Genomic DNA, 14135 nt, shown 5'->3' with positions numbered 1-14135 from the left:
GCGGCACCGCAGCGAGGTACGGGCCTTCAGCGAAACCCGGCAGGATTTCTTTCCTCTTATTATGCTGCTATCTTTGGTATACTTTATCTAATAGTTTTAAAGATTCTAAATACGAAAGCAGGTAGACGAATGCAAACAAAGACGATAGGATTCATCGGGACCGGCGTCATGGGAAAAAGCATGGCCCGCAACCTTATGAAAGCAGGATTCCAACTGAACGTGTTTACGAGAACGAAGGAAAAAGCGGAAGATCTCCTCGCAGAAGGAGCTCTGTGGAAAGAAAGCGCCGCCGCACTTTCTATGGAGTCGGACATCATCATCACGATCGTCGGTTATCCGAGTGATGTGGAGGAAGTCTATCTTGGCGAGTCCGGTATTTTGGCAAATGCAAAGCGGGGTTCGTATGTCATCGATATGACCACTTCTTCCCCGGAGCTTGCGAAGCTCATCTTTGACAGAGCGAAAGAAGCCGGCATCCATGCCTATGACGCTCCTGTGTCAGGCGGCGATGTCGGGGCCAGGAATGCTGCCCTCACCATCATGGCCGGAGGCGAAGAAGAAACATTTGAAGGAATCCGCCCGGTCCTTGAAGCAATGGGGAAAAACATCGTCCTGCAAGGGACTGCAGGCGCCGGTCAGCATACAAAGATGTGCAACCAGATCGCGATCGCTTCCGGTATGCTCGGTGTCTGTGAAGCCATTTTTTATGCCGAAAAAGCAGGCCTCGATCCAAAAACCGTATTAAAAAGCATCGAAGCCGGGGCTGCCGGCAGCTGGTCGCTTTCAAACCTCGCCCCGCGCATGATCGACGGCAACTTCGACCCTGGATTTTATGTAAAACATTTCATCAAAGACATGAAAATCGCTATCGAATCCGCGGAAAACATGGGCGTCCCTGTTCCCGGCCTGAAGCTCGCAAAAGAATTGTATGAACTGTTCAGCCAATCTGGCGGTGAAAATAAGGGCACTCAGGCGCTGTATCAGTATTATGAAATAATGAGTCAGGCTGACTGATTAATAGGCCCGTCCCAGCCTGAAGCTCGCAAAAGAATTGTATGAACTGTTCAGCCAATCTGGCGGTGAAAATAAGGGCACGCAGGCGCTTTATCAGTATTATGAAATAATGAGTCAGGCTGACTGATTAAAGGCCCGTCCCAGCCTGCGTTAACGTATTGACGCACAAAAGGACGGGCCTTCATTTCCATTAAAGGGTGATGTCAATGCTAAATCGATCGATTTGTATTTTTCCGGAGTTTAATAACGGCGAAGAAATCGAAGGGTTGAGAGAAAAATATGATCCGCTTCATTCCTTCATCGCTCCTCATATTACACTGATTCATCCGTTCAAAGGCAGCCTCCTAAAAGGGGAACTGATTGATCATATCCAAGACAGCCTGATCGGCTTCAAGCCTTTTGAAATCAGATGTCAGAACGTGACAGGGGCTGATGGACATTATTTATTCTTGAATATTAAGAAAGGGAATGACCACATCATCGAACTGCGTGACCGCTTGTACCGCGGTATTCTGAAGGGACATTATGCGCGTGAGCTGAGTTACATACCGCATGTGACGGTGGGAAAACTGAATGGTGAGGAAACGTTCCAGAAGGCGCTGCATGATACGGAGGAGTTCAACACTGAATTCACTTCAGTCGTATATAAAATTTCGGTTGAGCAAATTGACGAAGACGGGACTTCGATGATTGAGTATGAATATTATTTTTAGTCAAAACAAACAGCCCGTTCCCTGCCGTCGACGGCAAGGAACGGGCCCGGATTTTTTATAAGGTCAATATCCCGCGGAATCCCCGGGCGGCATAGTAGGAGTCGGCACCGTTATGATACACGAAGACATGCCCGAACCGGTAGTCGCAGAACAGGGCCCCGCCTAGTTCCCTGATATCGGCCGGCGTCCGGATCCAGCTGGAAGTCTTCTTATCGAACGGTTCGATTTCCTGGAGGGAACGATATTGTTCTTCCGTCAATAATTCGATCCCCATGGACACCGCCATGTCGATTGCGCTGTTTTCAGGCTTGTGTTTTTTCCGTGCCTCGAGGGCCTCCCGATCGTAACACACGCTTCTCCTTCCTTTCGGGCTTTCTTTTGAGCAATCACAGAACAGGTACTCGTCCTTCTTCTCATCATATCCGATGACATCAGGTTCGCCTTCGGTTCGTTCCATTTCGTGGAGAGACCATAACTTTTCAGGATTCGCCTCCAGCTTTTCCTGCACGCCTGCCCACTCCACTCCTTCATGACGATGCATATTCTTCTCAAAGCGTGCCTTCAATCCGGTGAGTAATTCTTCCCTTTGCTCTGGTGACAGTTCTTTTTTATCACTGATTTCATATGGCATATTCGTTTCCTCCTCAGCTATATAGAAGCATTATCTAGATAAGTTCCAGATTTGTATTTCGGAACCCTTCCTGCTGTTGAAAATTTCTTCATAAAAATCGTTTCTGATTATAGGATAGACGATTCCTCATGACAACACAAAAAACCCGATGGACTCAATCATCAGGCAGAAGTACTTCTTATTAAGTCACCTTGATTGTTCTTAGAAACTTACTGCAATGCGGGCTTCTATACCACGAATACCAAAACCGCTATAGCTAATGCCAGGAAGGCTCCGGCCAAGACATCTGAAGGGTAATGGACGCCAAGTACGACTCTGGAGTAGGCAACCAGTACACTGATGGGAAACAAAAACATAATGGCTGCCGGGAAATGAAGCATAAACGGGATCGTCATGGAAAAGATCGCCGTTGAGTGGCCTGATGGAAATGAGTGATCTTCAAACGGGTGACCGTGGAGCATTACATCCGGAAGCGACAGATAGGGACGGATCCTTTTCACCGAACGTTTGATAAAGTGCATGATAATATGGCTGACACTCAAGACGAGGAATGCTTGGAGGACGGCCGGCCTGATCGAAGGGTAGAATAAGCTTATAAAAGCCAATGAAAGAATGGAAAGGATCGAGATTTTCGAACCTCCCAAGTGAGTGATCATACCAAAGAAAGAACGGTACAATTTACTGCCGTTTATTTTATAAAAGAGCTGCTGATCCACCTTATGAAGTCCTGTAAACATCCGATCCATTGAAATCACCCCTTTAAATAGTCACCTTCATTACAATGACGGATTGTAACTGCAATGATAATGAGCGGTAAAAAAGTGTAAATTTTAGCCGGTTGATGTGTAAATTAAGACATAAAAAAGAGAACGAGGCCGCAGCCCCATTCTCCTTTTCAAACTTATTCAGAAGCCTTTGGTGCTCCCTTTTCAACTTCAAGCCTGCTGCTGCCCATGCGGTAAACAAAGAATACCGCGATGACCAGCGGGATCAAGGCGTAGGCGAATGTCGTGGTGATCGATTCCGACATTGCCGTCGTGATTTTCTCAAGGACAGGGGCAGGGATCATCTCACGCATTTCCGGTTCGAAGATGCTTCTCGGGTCACCGCCGCCCGGGAAGGCCTGCCCGCCGCCCTGGCCTTTAAAGGCTTCTTCCAGATTGGAAGCAAAGAGCTTTGTTTGAAGCGTCCCGTATACGGTGATCCCGATCGTCATTCCGAGTGAACGGAAAAACGCATTGGTTGAATTGGCGGATCCCCTGAACCTTGGATCAAGCTTATGGATCGTTGCATTCGGCAGAAGCGAGAACGAGAAACCGACACCGAACCCGCTCAGGATCATATAGAATGTGAGCAGCAATCTGCCCGTATCCGGCCCCATCGTTGCAAGAAGCAGCATTCCTGCAAGGAACGACAGGATCGATATCCACATGATGCTCCGGTAACTTGCCTTCGTCATGCGGATACCGGCAACCGCACTTCCGGCAACCGAGCCGAGCATCAACGGCGTCAGGATAAATCCTGCATTCGTCGCCGAACCGCCATACACAGCCTGCACGAAAATCGGGATCAAGATCGTCAGGATGATGAATGCAGCCCCGTACAGAAATGCAAGTGCCTGGGCAGACGCAAACAACGGACTTTTGAACATCCAGAACGAAATGATCGGTTCTGCCGCTTTCCGTTCGATCATCATGAAACTCACGATGAAAACGAAGAAGGAAAGAAGCAGTCCGATGATCTGCCATGAATCCCAGGCGAATTCCTTCCCGCCGAGTTCAAGCGCGAACATCAGGCTCACAACCGCGATGACTAGCGTGACCGCCCCGCCCCAGTCAATTCGCTGATCGGATCGCTGAGGGGATTCTTTATAAGCCGTGATGATGAAAAATAAGGACAGCAGCCCGATCGGCACATTCACGTAGAATACCCAGTGCCAGCTAAGATTATCGGTCAGGAACGCACCGATCAGCGGACCGAATACAGAAGCCGATCCGAACACGGCACCAAGCAGCCCCGTCATTTTCCCGCGCTGTTCAGGAGGGAACAGATCGAATACGATCGTGAAGGCGATCGGAAGCAGGGCGCCTCCCCCGATTCCCTGTATCGCCCGGAAAATGCTCAGCTGGACGATATCCTGCGCTATTCCGCACAACGCGGAACCGATCAGGAATATGGACAATCCGAAGATATAGAACCTCTTCCTTCCATACATATCCGACAGCTTCCCGAAAATCGGCATTCCGGCCATGACGGCCACCATATACGCCGACGTGACCCAGACAAATTTATCAAGCCCGCCGAGATCGGACACAATCGATCCAAGCGCCGTCGCGACAATCGTATTATCCATCGCCGACATCAGGATCCCGAGCAGCAGCCCCGCAAGCGCAAGCTTCATATTGCTTTCTTTCGCCACCATATATCTCACCCTTTATATGTAAAAATGTAGTATTGCCTTTTTATTATAGTCCTTTAAGTGGGAATGTCTAGTTCTAATCGGGTGAAGGATAGACAAGTGTATGCCGCTTGCATGAAGGTTCCATACTGCTGTCAGATGATGATTCTGAAACCAAGAAGGGCTTGGCACGAGGAGTTATTCTCTTCGATTAAAAACCCTCCCTTACTTCACATCCACGGAAATCGCCCGGCCTGCCACCCGTCCGCTGAAGAGGCATCCCCCGACAAAGGTTCCTTCCAGCGCCCGGTACCCATGCAGCCCGCCTCCGCCGAATCCGGCCGCTTCGCCTGCTGCGTAAAGTCCTGGTATCGCCTCACCGGAAGCATCGAGCACCCTGCCGCTCAGATCTGTCTGAAGTCCCCCCAGTGTTTTTCGGCTGACGATATTCAACCGCACGGCAATGAGCGGTCCATTCTTCGGATCCAGAATTTTATGCGGAGGCGCGACACGGATCAGTTTATCCCCTATGTAATGGCGTGCACCGCGGATGGCGGTGATTTGCAGATCCTTCGTGAACCTGTGATCGATTTCGCGGTCCCTTGCTTCTATCTGCCTCTTAATCTCTTTAACATCCAGCAGGTTGTCCCCTGTTAATCTGTTCATCCGGATGATGAGGTCCTCCAGATCCTCCGCAATGATGAAGTCCTCCCCTTTATCCATGAATGCCTGCACCGGTCCGGCTGCACCCGGGAGCGCCCTGCCGAGAACCTTCTTTATGCTCTTCCCCGTGAGGTCGGGATTCTGCTCGGACCCGGAAAGGGCGAATTCCTTTTCGATGATTTTCTGCGTCAGGATGAACCATGAATAGTCATAGCCCGTTTTCTGGATTGCCTCCAGGGTCCCGAGCGTATCGAATCCCGGAAAATTAGGGGCGCCGAACCTTCTCCCTTCTGCGTCAAGCCAGATTGAAGAAGGGCCGGGCAGGATGCGGATGCCGTGATTGCTCCAGACGGAATCCCAATTTTTAATCCCTTCCGTGTAATGCCACATCCTGTCCCGGTTTACGATCCGGCCCCCGGCTTCTTCCGTGATGGAAAGCATCCGGCCATCCACATGAGCGGGGACACCGGATATCATGTTCTTTGGCGGCTGCCCCAGTCTTTCCGGCCAATTTTTCCTGATCAATTCATGGTTTGCCCCGATACCGCCGCTTGACACAAGGACTGCCTGGGAGGAATATTCAAAGTTTCCGATCACTTCCCTGCTGCTGTCCTGCCCCCGCTGAGCTGTACTCGGCGCGAGGACGGATCCGGCCACTCCCGTCACAGTGCCCCCTGCCGTCTTCAGCCCATCCACCCGGTGCCGAGGGAGATAGGTAACCAGTCCTGCCTTCATATGTTCCCGGACCCGCCTCTCGAAAGGTTCGACAATCCCCGGTCCCGTGCCCCAGACGATATGGAATCTTGGAACCGAGTTGCCGTGGCCGTCAGCAAGATGACCGCCCCTTTCAGCCCACCCGACGATCGGGAAGAAGCGGACACCCAGGCCGTGGAGCCAGGCACGTTTCTCACCCGCGGCAAAGTCCACATAGGCTTCGGCCCACTTCCGGGCCCAGTGATCCTCATCCTCTTCCCTGTCAAACCCGGCTGTCCCGAGCCAGTCCTGCATGGCAAGCTCCCTGGAATCCCGGATGCCGAGCCTTCTCTGCTCAGGTGAATCCACAAGAAATAAGCCGCCAAACGACCACCATGCCTGCCCGCCAAGTGAAGATTCAGGCTCCTGATCGACGAGCAGCACCTTCTTCGCGGCATCACCCATCTCGGCTGCTGCAACTAAACCTGCTATCCCTGCTCCAACGACAATCACATCATAATCCATTTTATCCCCACTCTTCTCCCTGTCAGCGACAGCGTAAATTAAGTTCAGTATAAACCCGCTATCAAAATGGGGTCAATCCATTTTCTGAATAGTGTTATAATTAAACGCGGACCTCCATGACTCTTGAGGCCCTCCACCCGTTTTTACACAGGAGCAGCTAACTCAACCTTAATCCGGTCGGGATCTTCAAAGTACACGGCATAATAATCCTCCCCGCCTGCAAAAGGGTGGAGGTTTTCATAGAGGATCCTTGCCCCCTTCTCCCTCAGCTTTTCCGTCATCTCATCCACCCGCCCGCGGGAAGCCGCATGAAACGCCAAATGGTTCAATCCCGTCCTGCACCTGTGATAAGGTTCGTCAAGGAACCTCTCCTCCGTCTGCACAAACACAAGATAGGTCTCCCCGAGCTTCCAGCTTTCTCCCTTCTCCCATTTCTGATAAGAATGATACCCCAGTTCAGCTAAAAACCATCCCCAGAACTCTGATGATTTCTTCAGATCGGATACGTAGATTTCAATATGATGAAGCAGTCCTTCAGACAATTTGGTACCTCCTTAACAGCTAGTTACTCAGACTCCAATATATTTCTGTGTGGTCATTACAATAAAACCCTTCCAATTGACACTCTTCCACTATTTTTTTCAATGTGGCCTTATCAGAACAAAGCATGGAAAAATGGCTGTCCCAATGAGTTGTGATCAAAATGGATTGATCATGGGTGAAGAGATTCCTCCGTTCCCTGTGGAGCAAATCCAAATCCTTGATCAAGTCTTCCGTATACTCCAATTTTCTCTCTGTGCAGAATTCATCCCCGCACCAGATCCAATCATGGCCAAGATTTTTAATACTTTCTAAAAGGCCGGCCATGATGATTTCAGGGAAAAGACCCTCGGTTGGACACACAATCTTTTCCTGTTCGCAAATATTTGCAATGATCTTCGCCGTGTCATCATTTGCAAATTCCTTTTTCAATCCATAAATCAACGAACGCAGTCCGATATCCAACTGAGCGGCATCCGGTATCCCTGTCAGTTTCAAAACGTTTTCCCACGTGACTGCTTCACAATGTTCCATGATTTCCATTCTTGTAGGATATGTATCCGGCATGAATCGCTCATAGCCGATCGTTCGGGGTTTGATGAAAGGATGATAAAAAATAAAGACGTCTTCAAATACTCCTTCGTAAAACTCTTTGATCGGCATATCTTCGTATGCACACACCGCATACCTGTGAGGCTCCGGCAGCGATTTTGCATTGGCCATCCATTCTAACTCTTCCAATAGCAGACCCTCCCCCTAAATCAAGGCGTGTTCCAAAAAAACGTCGTCACGATAAACGGTACAATGAGCGCGACGCCCACGATGACACCATTTCCGGCGATGGCGATTTTTTTAAACGTCCCTCTTTCTGAAAACAAGGCAATGATCAATCCCGCCGCGGAGCAGCTCACGCCTGCCAGCAGAAATTCATCCCGTCCAAAGAGCATCATGACGTAGAATAAGGCTCCTATTAAAAACAAGACAAACGACAGAAAACTTAATTTTTTCTTCATGCGATCTTCCCCCTTTATCTCTTATCGATTTACGCTTCCCCCATCCCGAAACCAAGCAGGAGCAGGTAAATAAGGGAACCGGCCAGCAGCATGGATAAGGACAGCCCCAGCACAGCAAATCCGTTCTTTTCACTTTTCTTGAATAGTGCAATAACACTTAAAATAATAGATATTGGAACCCCTAAAAATAATGCATAAAAGATACCTTTAACCACTGATTGCTCCGCAATGCCAGGCACCGCAAACAACAGGATGAATAAACCAGCCGGGATTCCTGCCGATCCCCAACTCAGCCAGGAATATTTTTTCAACGTGATCATCCCCCTTATGATTTTATTGTTTACTATTTAGACGTTCGGTGTTTGATTTAAGTTTTCAATTCAATCCAATACCTTACTTCCCGCCCTGCGCTGTACGATGAACGAGAGAAGATTCAGCAGGATGGTGACGGCCAGAAGAAGGACCGAAGCTGACGCGACGGCGTACATCGTATCGAGGAGGGCACTCCAGTCCTCAACCGTTACCTTATGATAGATATATAGAATTTGAAAACATAATGAAACACCGCATGCACTGAAGCTTATGATGGAGAGCATCCCCCGATGCGGAGTGTTTTCTTTTTTATCAGCCACAAGGGTTATCAACGGCAGCACCCATGCAATCAAGCCAAGCACCAGGCTTCCAAGATTCAACCAAACAAACATGTTCGTCATCTCCTTTCTTTTATAAATCCCAACTATTTGTAATCGTACCATATACAGTGAATTTTAGTGTGCTCTGATTTAGTGATTTGTAAAATTATGGTGTTATGACGGCACCTTTGTGTTAAAATTCAAAATTATACAGACAACTATGGGGGATGTTATGCAATGAAAGAGAAGTTGAAAGCCTTTGGATTGCCAATTGGGATTACGTTAATATTTATAGCAGCACTATTCGTCCATCAACTGCTGCTTGTGAAAGAGCTTCCGCAACAGGGATGGAGCAGGTCGCTGCCATTCGAGGAATCGTTCAAGGAGAAGCCCCAGGTATTTGTGGATGCTGAAGACAAGATACATATCGCATCAGAAGGTCATGTGCAGACAATCAAGATGAATGATAAACTGGCAATCTCCGAAGAGAGCACGACAAAAACAAAGATTACGAGAGGGTACCCATTTTGGACGGATGGAAAGCAGTACATTTTTTATAAAGGCGGAAATTTACTTTTGTCCTCCAGCGGCGAAGAACAGATTCTTGAAAAAGATATTGCCGGTCTCGGAACAGGAAAGAATGACGTCTTCTTCTGGAAAGACGGTACATTGAGCCGGTACGATACTGAGAAAAGAACCTCCTCCGATGTTCATACCTTCCCGAATGCCATTGCCGGCATGTATGTGGCAGACAACGGGAGCGCGGTCGTTCAAGTCGAGAAAGACAATACACACGACGTTCTTTATTACTTAGATGAAAAGCAGCATGCGAGCGGCGCTTTCCTGACTGTCGACAGCTCACCTAATAAGAAGATGGATGGACTTACGTTTAAAATAAAGGACGGAAACCTGCTTGTTTTTTATAATCAAAAGTCAAGGAGCCAGGGAACACTTGCCTATAATGTATTCAAGCTCGAGACTCCAGTTGAGGAGATAGGGAATTCCATGCTGGAAGGGGAAAAAGTAGAGTTCGATCTTAGTGATACCGGACAGAAGCTGATGAGTCCCGGGGGCGTGCAGCTGATGGAAATGGAAGGGAGAGAAATGATCCTCCTTACATCGGAAGGCACAAAGATCGGGGATAACAACACGGTCAGCGTGTATGCCGCACCTTTAGAAGATGGTGCAGTCTTCAGTGCAGCACCGGTGAGCACGACAAAACACGTCTCCTATCCGCCGCTGAAGATTTCCGATGAAGCGATTGTCTGGGTGAATTATGACGGAGCAGACTATGCACTGAAAGGGAGCTCCCGAAATCCGGAGGTCATCTCGGAAAGCACCAACTGGTCGAAGAGTTCTGTTAAAGAAGCCATCAATAACGGCGTGCTCATGATGTTCAGCAGCCTGGTGACGATCATGACTTCATTCTACTGGGTGCTGCCTTCCCTGTTCTTACTGATCCTCATGTACATCTTTAAGCCGAACGCATTCGAGAAAGACGGGATCAGCTGGGTTGAGTACCTTTCCATCATCATCTTTATTTTCATGCCGGTGTCCTATACGCAGAATGCAATGAATGCCTACTTTGAGCAGATGGCCCCGGGGTATCTCCTCTTTCCGGGCAGTGCCTATGCCGTCATCACCTTCCTGACGGTCATCACTCTCGCCATCTGGAAATTCGGCCGGGACCCGGATTGGGGCTCGATGGGCGGCGCATTTTACTTCATGGGCACGTACATCCTGCTCTACATTACGTTCATAGGCCCGTATATATTTAATTTGTATTGATTGGGAAATGCCTGCATCCTGGGTGGCCGGGGTGCGGGCTTTTTGTTTGGGTTGAGCCACAAACTATCCCTCATTACAGCCGCTTCCATTCTTGAAAAAAGCGGAGTACAGGCTTTATTTGTGTTGTTTCAAGACCACTTTTTATTAAAACCCACCTAAAAAACACTCAATACATGTATTCGGAACTATAGATTTGGCTGCCTCCACTTAAAAAGGAGAGTAAATCAACCATTGCGATGGATTAGATCGGGGGTTATTATCGAAAATCCGAATTTTATTATCGAAATCAAAAGTTTTATTATCGAAAATCAACGATTTATTATCAAAACACCCCATCATCACTGAACCAATCTGCGATCTTTTTGAAATACAAGCAAATCCCAGCGTATATCATCACAATTGCCTATTTATTATCAAATTCAAAAACCGCTGCTTCCAAACAAAAAAAGACAAGCATCACTCAAGATACTCATCCTGCAATTCCTCCCGGATATACCGCGCCATCCCCGTCTTCACCTTTCTGAAACCGCACTTCTTATAAAACTCCTCATTCCCGCTCGTGGAAATCAAATGGACGCAGGAAACTCCCTCGAGTCTTTCCAATAAACTCCTCATGATCTTACAGGCGATGCCTTGATTTTGAAACTCCCGGTGAACGACGATATCATAGATGGCGGCATTGAACACACCGTCAGACAGGGCCCTTCCAAAACCGACAACCTGTTCCTCTGCTTTGACAATCACAATGACATTGCTGGATTCAAAGACCTGCTTAATCACCTCAGGAGAATGCTTCATCCATCCCACAGATTGATAGACTGCTTTCATTTCCTCAAGATCATCGGTGTGAAATTCTTCTTTTATATCGAGTATCATTTACTCCCCCCCTGAAGCTAGGTTCACCCTTCACCATAATACTCAGCGAAATGCAGAAAACCGATTTTCTTTACGCGATAATTCCTCAACTGCCCCTGGGTGGCTTCTTCTACAGGCGGCTCTGTGAGGGTGTATACTTTTTCATTTGATCCGCTTAAATCGTCTGTATCCACATATTTTGGAAATACATCGTCTGCAATGCCTGATTTCAATGCTGCGGCAGGATATCCCATGACAAAAACGCTGGTCCTCACTGCCAGATGCGGTGTGCTGTGCAAAATAAGAAACATCAGAAGGAGTGTGCTTATAATCCCGATCCATTTTTTCATCATACAATCCCCTATCAAGAATAGTTATGCAGGACCCCCGCCCCGGTTATTGTTATTCCTAAGCTGAGGGGCATGCTGTGCAGATTTTTCATATGCTTCATCTCTGGAATTGCGAGATTGATTTTTCAAGCTGTTCCCATAAAAAACCATCTTTCTGGAGCCGATCCAAATCCTGATTCCAAAATAAAGAACGATGACTCCGATGAAAATAAAAAAATACATCATGTTGGACTCTCCTTTACATTTTTCAAAAAATTCCCTTGCTCTGAAACGCGTTTCATACTTTAAGCTAAAGACAGGATGATAACCCGCATCCTGCCGCCACGATCGGCGTAACGCGAACCAGGGCGGCGTGACGATCATGGTCAGGCTGAAGTGTTCATGATGTCATGAACACTTTTTTCATTATGAGCAGCCGGCACCCTGAAGCTTCGTCTCTGCAAGCGAGACATTCGTTTTTAAATAATCCGGGATGTCCTCATTTGACAATATTTCAGACGTCGTCATCCACAACACCTCACCGACTTCATCCGGACTCTTCGGGTAAGGCTCGCCGGATTGAAGCTGACAAAGGAACACGATATCAACCACGTTTACCCCCGTATCCGTTACAAAGGAAGAACTGTTCACATAGACAAGCCCGCCTATCACCGCTCCCACTTCTTCCTCCACTTCCCGGATCAGGGTCCGTTCGAGTATGTCACTCGACACCCCTTCAGGATCACATTTCCCTCCGACGAGTGAAAGTTCCCCCGCCGCATGCTCCTCTTTTTCACTTCTTCTTATTAAGAGCCACTTTCCATCACGATGGATAGCTGCTTCAACGTTGACGATGAACATGAATCTTCCCCCTTTTCCCCGGCCGGTAAAACCGGCTTCTCCTCTACTAGTTCCACTCCAAGACAAAGATTTCCTCCTCAAACAACTGCTTGTTTGGATATAACATCCAGCACTCAATTTGTAGCCTCCTGCTTTAAAAGATGTTATTATTTAGTTGTCTAATAGTTAGACGACTAAATAATAACTGATACAATTTGGGGAGGAATAGAAAATGGGAAGACTCGAGAATAAAGTGGCGATCATCACAGGCGGAGCCTCAGGCATCGGGGAGAACATGGTTGACCTTTTTGCAAGAGAAGGGGCGATCGTCATTGCCGCCGACATCAATGAAACAGCGTTAAGGAAAGCAAGTAAAAAGAAAAACGTCTACGGGATGAAACTAAATGTAAGTTCGGATGAAGACTGGGCTGCTTTGGCAGAAGAGGTGAAGGAACGGTTCGGAAAAATCGATATCCTTGTCAACAATGCCGGAATTTCTTCAGAAAAGCCTTTCCAGGAAATCGGTCTGGAGGATTGGGATAAGATGCTGTCGATCAACGGCTACGGCCCATTCGCAGGGATCAAACACATCGCTCCCATCATGGCAGAACAGAAAAAAGGATCCATCATCAATATCTCTTCCTACACCGCCCAAATCGGACAGGGCTTCAATCATTATTCAGCCTCGAAAGGCGCGGTTCGGGCATTGTCGAAGGCAGCGGCCACGACGTTTGGACGCCAGGGAGTACGTGTGAACACCCTCTTTCCAGGCATCATCGAGACCCCGATGACCCAGGGCCTTCAGACTTCTAAGGAGCTTCTGGAGCAGCTGGTCATGGCCACGCCCCTGCAGCGTTTAGGGAAACCTGAGGATATCGCGAATGCCGCCTTGTATTTTGCATCTGATGAATCTTCCTACATCACCGGAGCCGAGCTCGTGATCGATGGAGGGTTTTCCGCCCAATAATATGATATGATGGAATCAGCTGTGAAGCCCCATTGGTATGATGAGGGCTTCTTATTCTTTAAAAAAAGGCAGGAAATCCGCTATGAAAGATCAATCGATTTTTGAATTGCTTCACACCATGGATCAAGTCACAAATAAACTCATCATACAGTGGAACAAGTCGTTCAAGGAAAGCCTCGGCATCTCTCACATCTTGGTCCTCAGCCATTTGCAGGTGAACGGGAAAAGCCGTCCATCCGATATCGCCAAAAACCTGGGCATTACACCTCCCTCCCTAACCAATCTGGCTAATAAACTTGTATCGAAGAATCTGATCGTACGATTATTCGATGAGAAGGACCGGAGAAACAGCTATCTGGAAATAACTGATGCAGGGATCGCAATGGTCAACAAAGCAGCCGACGAAGGTCAGAATCTGCGCAGGAATCTTTTTGAAAAGCTGTCAAAAGACGAGCGCCGTCAGCTGACCTCCATTTATGAGAAGTTAAATCATTTTTTATAATAAATGAAAAAGCCCGTCCCTCTGATAATGGA

The 14135-nt window shown here is 48.0% G+C and carries 18 protein-coding genes; 5 read left to right on the top strand and 13 right to left on the bottom strand.

Translation table 11 applies throughout. The features are described 5' to 3' along the window. The first annotated feature begins 102 nt into the window (after window positions 1–102). Complete coding sequence (locus ACKA06_RS15925) at window positions 103–1014, top strand: NAD(P)-dependent oxidoreductase (RefSeq protein WP_411160132.1); 912 nt, start codon at window positions 103–105, stop codon at window positions 1012–1014. 206 nt (window positions 1015–1220) lie between these two features. Further along, window positions 1221–1727, top strand: a complete 507-nt coding sequence (locus ACKA06_RS15920; RefSeq protein ID WP_411160109.1) for a 2'-5' RNA ligase family protein — start codon at window positions 1221–1223, stop codon at window positions 1725–1727. Between the two features lie 55 nt (window positions 1728–1782). Here the strand turns inward: ACKA06_RS15920 and ACKA06_RS15915 are convergent, their stop codons facing one another. From ACKA06_RS15915 to ACKA06_RS15875, 9 genes are all read right to left on the bottom strand, one after another. After that, window positions 1783–2358 carry a DUF4256 domain-containing protein gene (locus ACKA06_RS15915; protein ID WP_411160108.1) on the bottom strand — a complete coding sequence of 192 codons (576 nt, stop codon included), beginning with the start codon at window positions 2356–2358 and terminating at the stop codon, window positions 1783–1785. A 227-nt stretch (window positions 2359–2585) separates the two neighbouring features. Further along, the gene (locus tag ACKA06_RS15910) at window positions 2586–3104 is read right to left on the bottom strand and encodes a phosphatase PAP2 family protein (protein WP_411160107.1); all 519 of its coding nucleotides are present in this window, start codon (window positions 3102–3104) and stop codon (window positions 2586–2588) included. A 155-nt stretch (window positions 3105–3259) separates the two neighbouring features. Continuing rightward, the gene (locus ACKA06_RS15905) at window positions 3260–4780 is read right to left on the bottom strand and encodes an MDR family MFS transporter (protein ID WP_411160106.1); all 1521 of its coding nucleotides are present in this window, start codon (window positions 4778–4780) and stop codon (window positions 3260–3262) included. Window positions 4781–4981: 201 nt separating this feature from the next. Beyond that, the gene (locus ACKA06_RS15900; protein WP_032086089.1) at window positions 4982–6637 is read right to left on the bottom strand and encodes an FAD-binding dehydrogenase; all 1656 of its coding nucleotides are present in this window, start codon (window positions 6635–6637) and stop codon (window positions 4982–4984) included. A 143-nt stretch (window positions 6638–6780) separates the two neighbouring features. Then, window positions 6781–7179: a VOC family protein gene (locus tag ACKA06_RS15895; protein ID WP_032086088.1), complete on the bottom strand. Its 399-nt coding sequence runs from the start codon at window positions 7177–7179 to the stop codon at window positions 6781–6783. 19 nt (window positions 7180–7198) lie between these two features. After that, window positions 7199–7918 (bottom strand): DUF2711 family protein, encoded by a 720-nt coding sequence (locus ACKA06_RS15890; protein WP_411160105.1) that lies wholly within the window; start codon window positions 7916–7918, stop codon window positions 7199–7201. Between the two features lie 20 nt (window positions 7919–7938). Continuing rightward, window positions 7939–8190, bottom strand: coding sequence for a hypothetical protein (locus tag ACKA06_RS15885; RefSeq protein WP_032086087.1), 252 nt, complete (start codon window positions 8188–8190; stop codon window positions 7939–7941). A gap of 29 nt (window positions 8191–8219) precedes the next feature. Then, a complete protein-coding gene (locus ACKA06_RS15880; RefSeq protein ID WP_411160104.1) occupies window positions 8220–8501 on the bottom strand; it encodes a hypothetical protein in 282 nt (93 codons plus the stop codon). A 69-nt stretch (window positions 8502–8570) separates the two neighbouring features. Then, window positions 8571–8894 (bottom strand): hypothetical protein, encoded by a 324-nt coding sequence (locus ACKA06_RS15875; RefSeq protein ID WP_411160103.1) that lies wholly within the window; start codon window positions 8892–8894, stop codon window positions 8571–8573. Window positions 8895–9059: 165 nt separating this feature from the next. On the opposite strand from ACKA06_RS15875, the gene ACKA06_RS15870 reads away from it, so the two are divergent. Beyond that, complete coding sequence (locus ACKA06_RS15870; protein WP_411160102.1) at window positions 9060–10610, top strand: hypothetical protein; 1551 nt, start codon at window positions 9060–9062, stop codon at window positions 10608–10610. Between the two features lie 456 nt (window positions 10611–11066). Here ACKA06_RS15870 and ACKA06_RS15865 read toward each other — a convergent pair whose 3' ends face one another. The 4 genes from ACKA06_RS15865 to ACKA06_RS15850 form a co-directional block, all read right to left on the bottom strand. Further along, entirely contained in the window at window positions 11067–11486 is a 420-nt protein-coding gene (locus ACKA06_RS15865) for a GNAT family N-acetyltransferase (RefSeq protein ID WP_411160101.1), read from the bottom strand. Window positions 11487–11509: 23 nt separating this feature from the next. Next, window positions 11510–11815, bottom strand: a complete 306-nt coding sequence (locus tag ACKA06_RS15860) for a hypothetical protein (protein ID WP_411160100.1) — start codon at window positions 11813–11815, stop codon at window positions 11510–11512. Window positions 11816–11839: 24 nt separating this feature from the next. Continuing rightward, window positions 11840–12040 carry a hypothetical protein gene (locus ACKA06_RS15855; protein ID WP_058297164.1) on the bottom strand — a complete coding sequence of 67 codons (201 nt, stop codon included), beginning with the start codon at window positions 12038–12040 and terminating at the stop codon, window positions 11840–11842. A 180-nt stretch (window positions 12041–12220) separates the two neighbouring features. Further along, window positions 12221–12655: an NUDIX hydrolase gene (locus tag ACKA06_RS15850; RefSeq protein ID WP_411160099.1), complete on the bottom strand. Its 435-nt coding sequence runs from the start codon at window positions 12653–12655 to the stop codon at window positions 12221–12223. A gap of 211 nt (window positions 12656–12866) precedes the next feature. Between ACKA06_RS15850 and ACKA06_RS15845 the strand changes: the two genes are divergently transcribed. Further along, window positions 12867–13601, top strand: a complete 735-nt coding sequence (locus tag ACKA06_RS15845) for an SDR family NAD(P)-dependent oxidoreductase (RefSeq protein ID WP_411160098.1) — start codon at window positions 12867–12869, stop codon at window positions 13599–13601. An 82-nt stretch (window positions 13602–13683) separates the two neighbouring features. Continuing rightward, window positions 13684–14103, top strand: coding sequence for a MarR family winged helix-turn-helix transcriptional regulator (locus ACKA06_RS15840; RefSeq protein WP_411160097.1), 420 nt, complete (start codon window positions 13684–13686; stop codon window positions 14101–14103). The last annotated feature ends 32 nt before the right edge of the window (window positions 14104–14135 follow it).

Origin of the sequence: Rossellomorea oryzaecorticis (genome assembly GCF_045897515.1) — a bacterium.
GTDB classification, from domain to species: Bacteria; Bacillota; Bacilli; order Bacillales; family Bacillaceae_B; genus Rossellomorea; species Rossellomorea enclensis.
Note: the sequence above shows the minus strand (reverse complement) of the source record. Positions and strands in the feature narration are given on the sequence as shown.

Excerpts from the sequence above, each read along its gene's own strand:
- ACKA06_RS15920 (WP_411160109.1), top strand. The coding sequence starts at position 1,221 with ATGCTAAATCGATCGATTTGTATTTTTCCGGAGTTTAATAACGGCGAA.
- ACKA06_RS15915 (WP_411160108.1), bottom strand. The coding sequence starts at position 2,358 with ATGCCATATGAAATCAGTGATAAAAAAGAACTGTCACCAGAGCAAAGG.
- ACKA06_RS15910 (WP_411160107.1), bottom strand. The coding sequence starts at position 3,104 with ATGGATCGGATGTTTACAGGACTTCATAAGGTGGATCAGCAGCTCTTT.
- ACKA06_RS15905 (WP_411160106.1), bottom strand. The coding sequence starts at position 4,780 with ATGGTGGCGAAAGAAAGCAATATGAAGCTTGCGCTTGCGGGGCTGCTG.
- ACKA06_RS15900 (WP_032086089.1), bottom strand. The coding sequence starts at position 6,637 with ATGGATTATGATGTGATTGTCGTTGGAGCAGGGATAGCAGGTTTAGTT.
- ACKA06_RS15885 (WP_032086087.1), bottom strand. The coding sequence starts at position 8,190 with ATGAAGAAAAAATTAAGTTTTCTGTCGTTTGTCTTGTTTTTAATAGGA.
- ACKA06_RS15875 (WP_411160103.1), bottom strand. The coding sequence starts at position 8,894 with ATGTTTGTTTGGTTGAATCTTGGAAGCCTGGTGCTTGGCTTGATTGCA.
- ACKA06_RS15870 (WP_411160102.1), top strand. The coding sequence starts at position 9,060 with ATGAAAGAGAAGTTGAAAGCCTTTGGATTGCCAATTGGGATTACGTTA.
- ACKA06_RS15865 (WP_411160101.1), bottom strand. The coding sequence starts at position 11,486 with ATGATACTCGATATAAAAGAAGAATTTCACACCGATGATCTTGAGGAA.
- ACKA06_RS15860 (WP_411160100.1), bottom strand. The coding sequence starts at position 11,815 with ATGAAAAAATGGATCGGGATTATAAGCACACTCCTTCTGATGTTTCTT.
- ACKA06_RS15855 (WP_058297164.1), bottom strand. The coding sequence starts at position 12,040 with ATGATGTATTTTTTTATTTTCATCGGAGTCATCGTTCTTTATTTTGGA.
- ACKA06_RS15850 (WP_411160099.1), bottom strand. The coding sequence starts at position 12,655 with ATGTTCATCGTCAACGTTGAAGCAGCTATCCATCGTGATGGAAAGTGG.
- ACKA06_RS15845 (WP_411160098.1), top strand. The coding sequence starts at position 12,867 with ATGGGAAGACTCGAGAATAAAGTGGCGATCATCACAGGCGGAGCCTCA.
- ACKA06_RS15840 (WP_411160097.1), top strand. The coding sequence starts at position 13,684 with ATGAAAGATCAATCGATTTTTGAATTGCTTCACACCATGGATCAAGTC.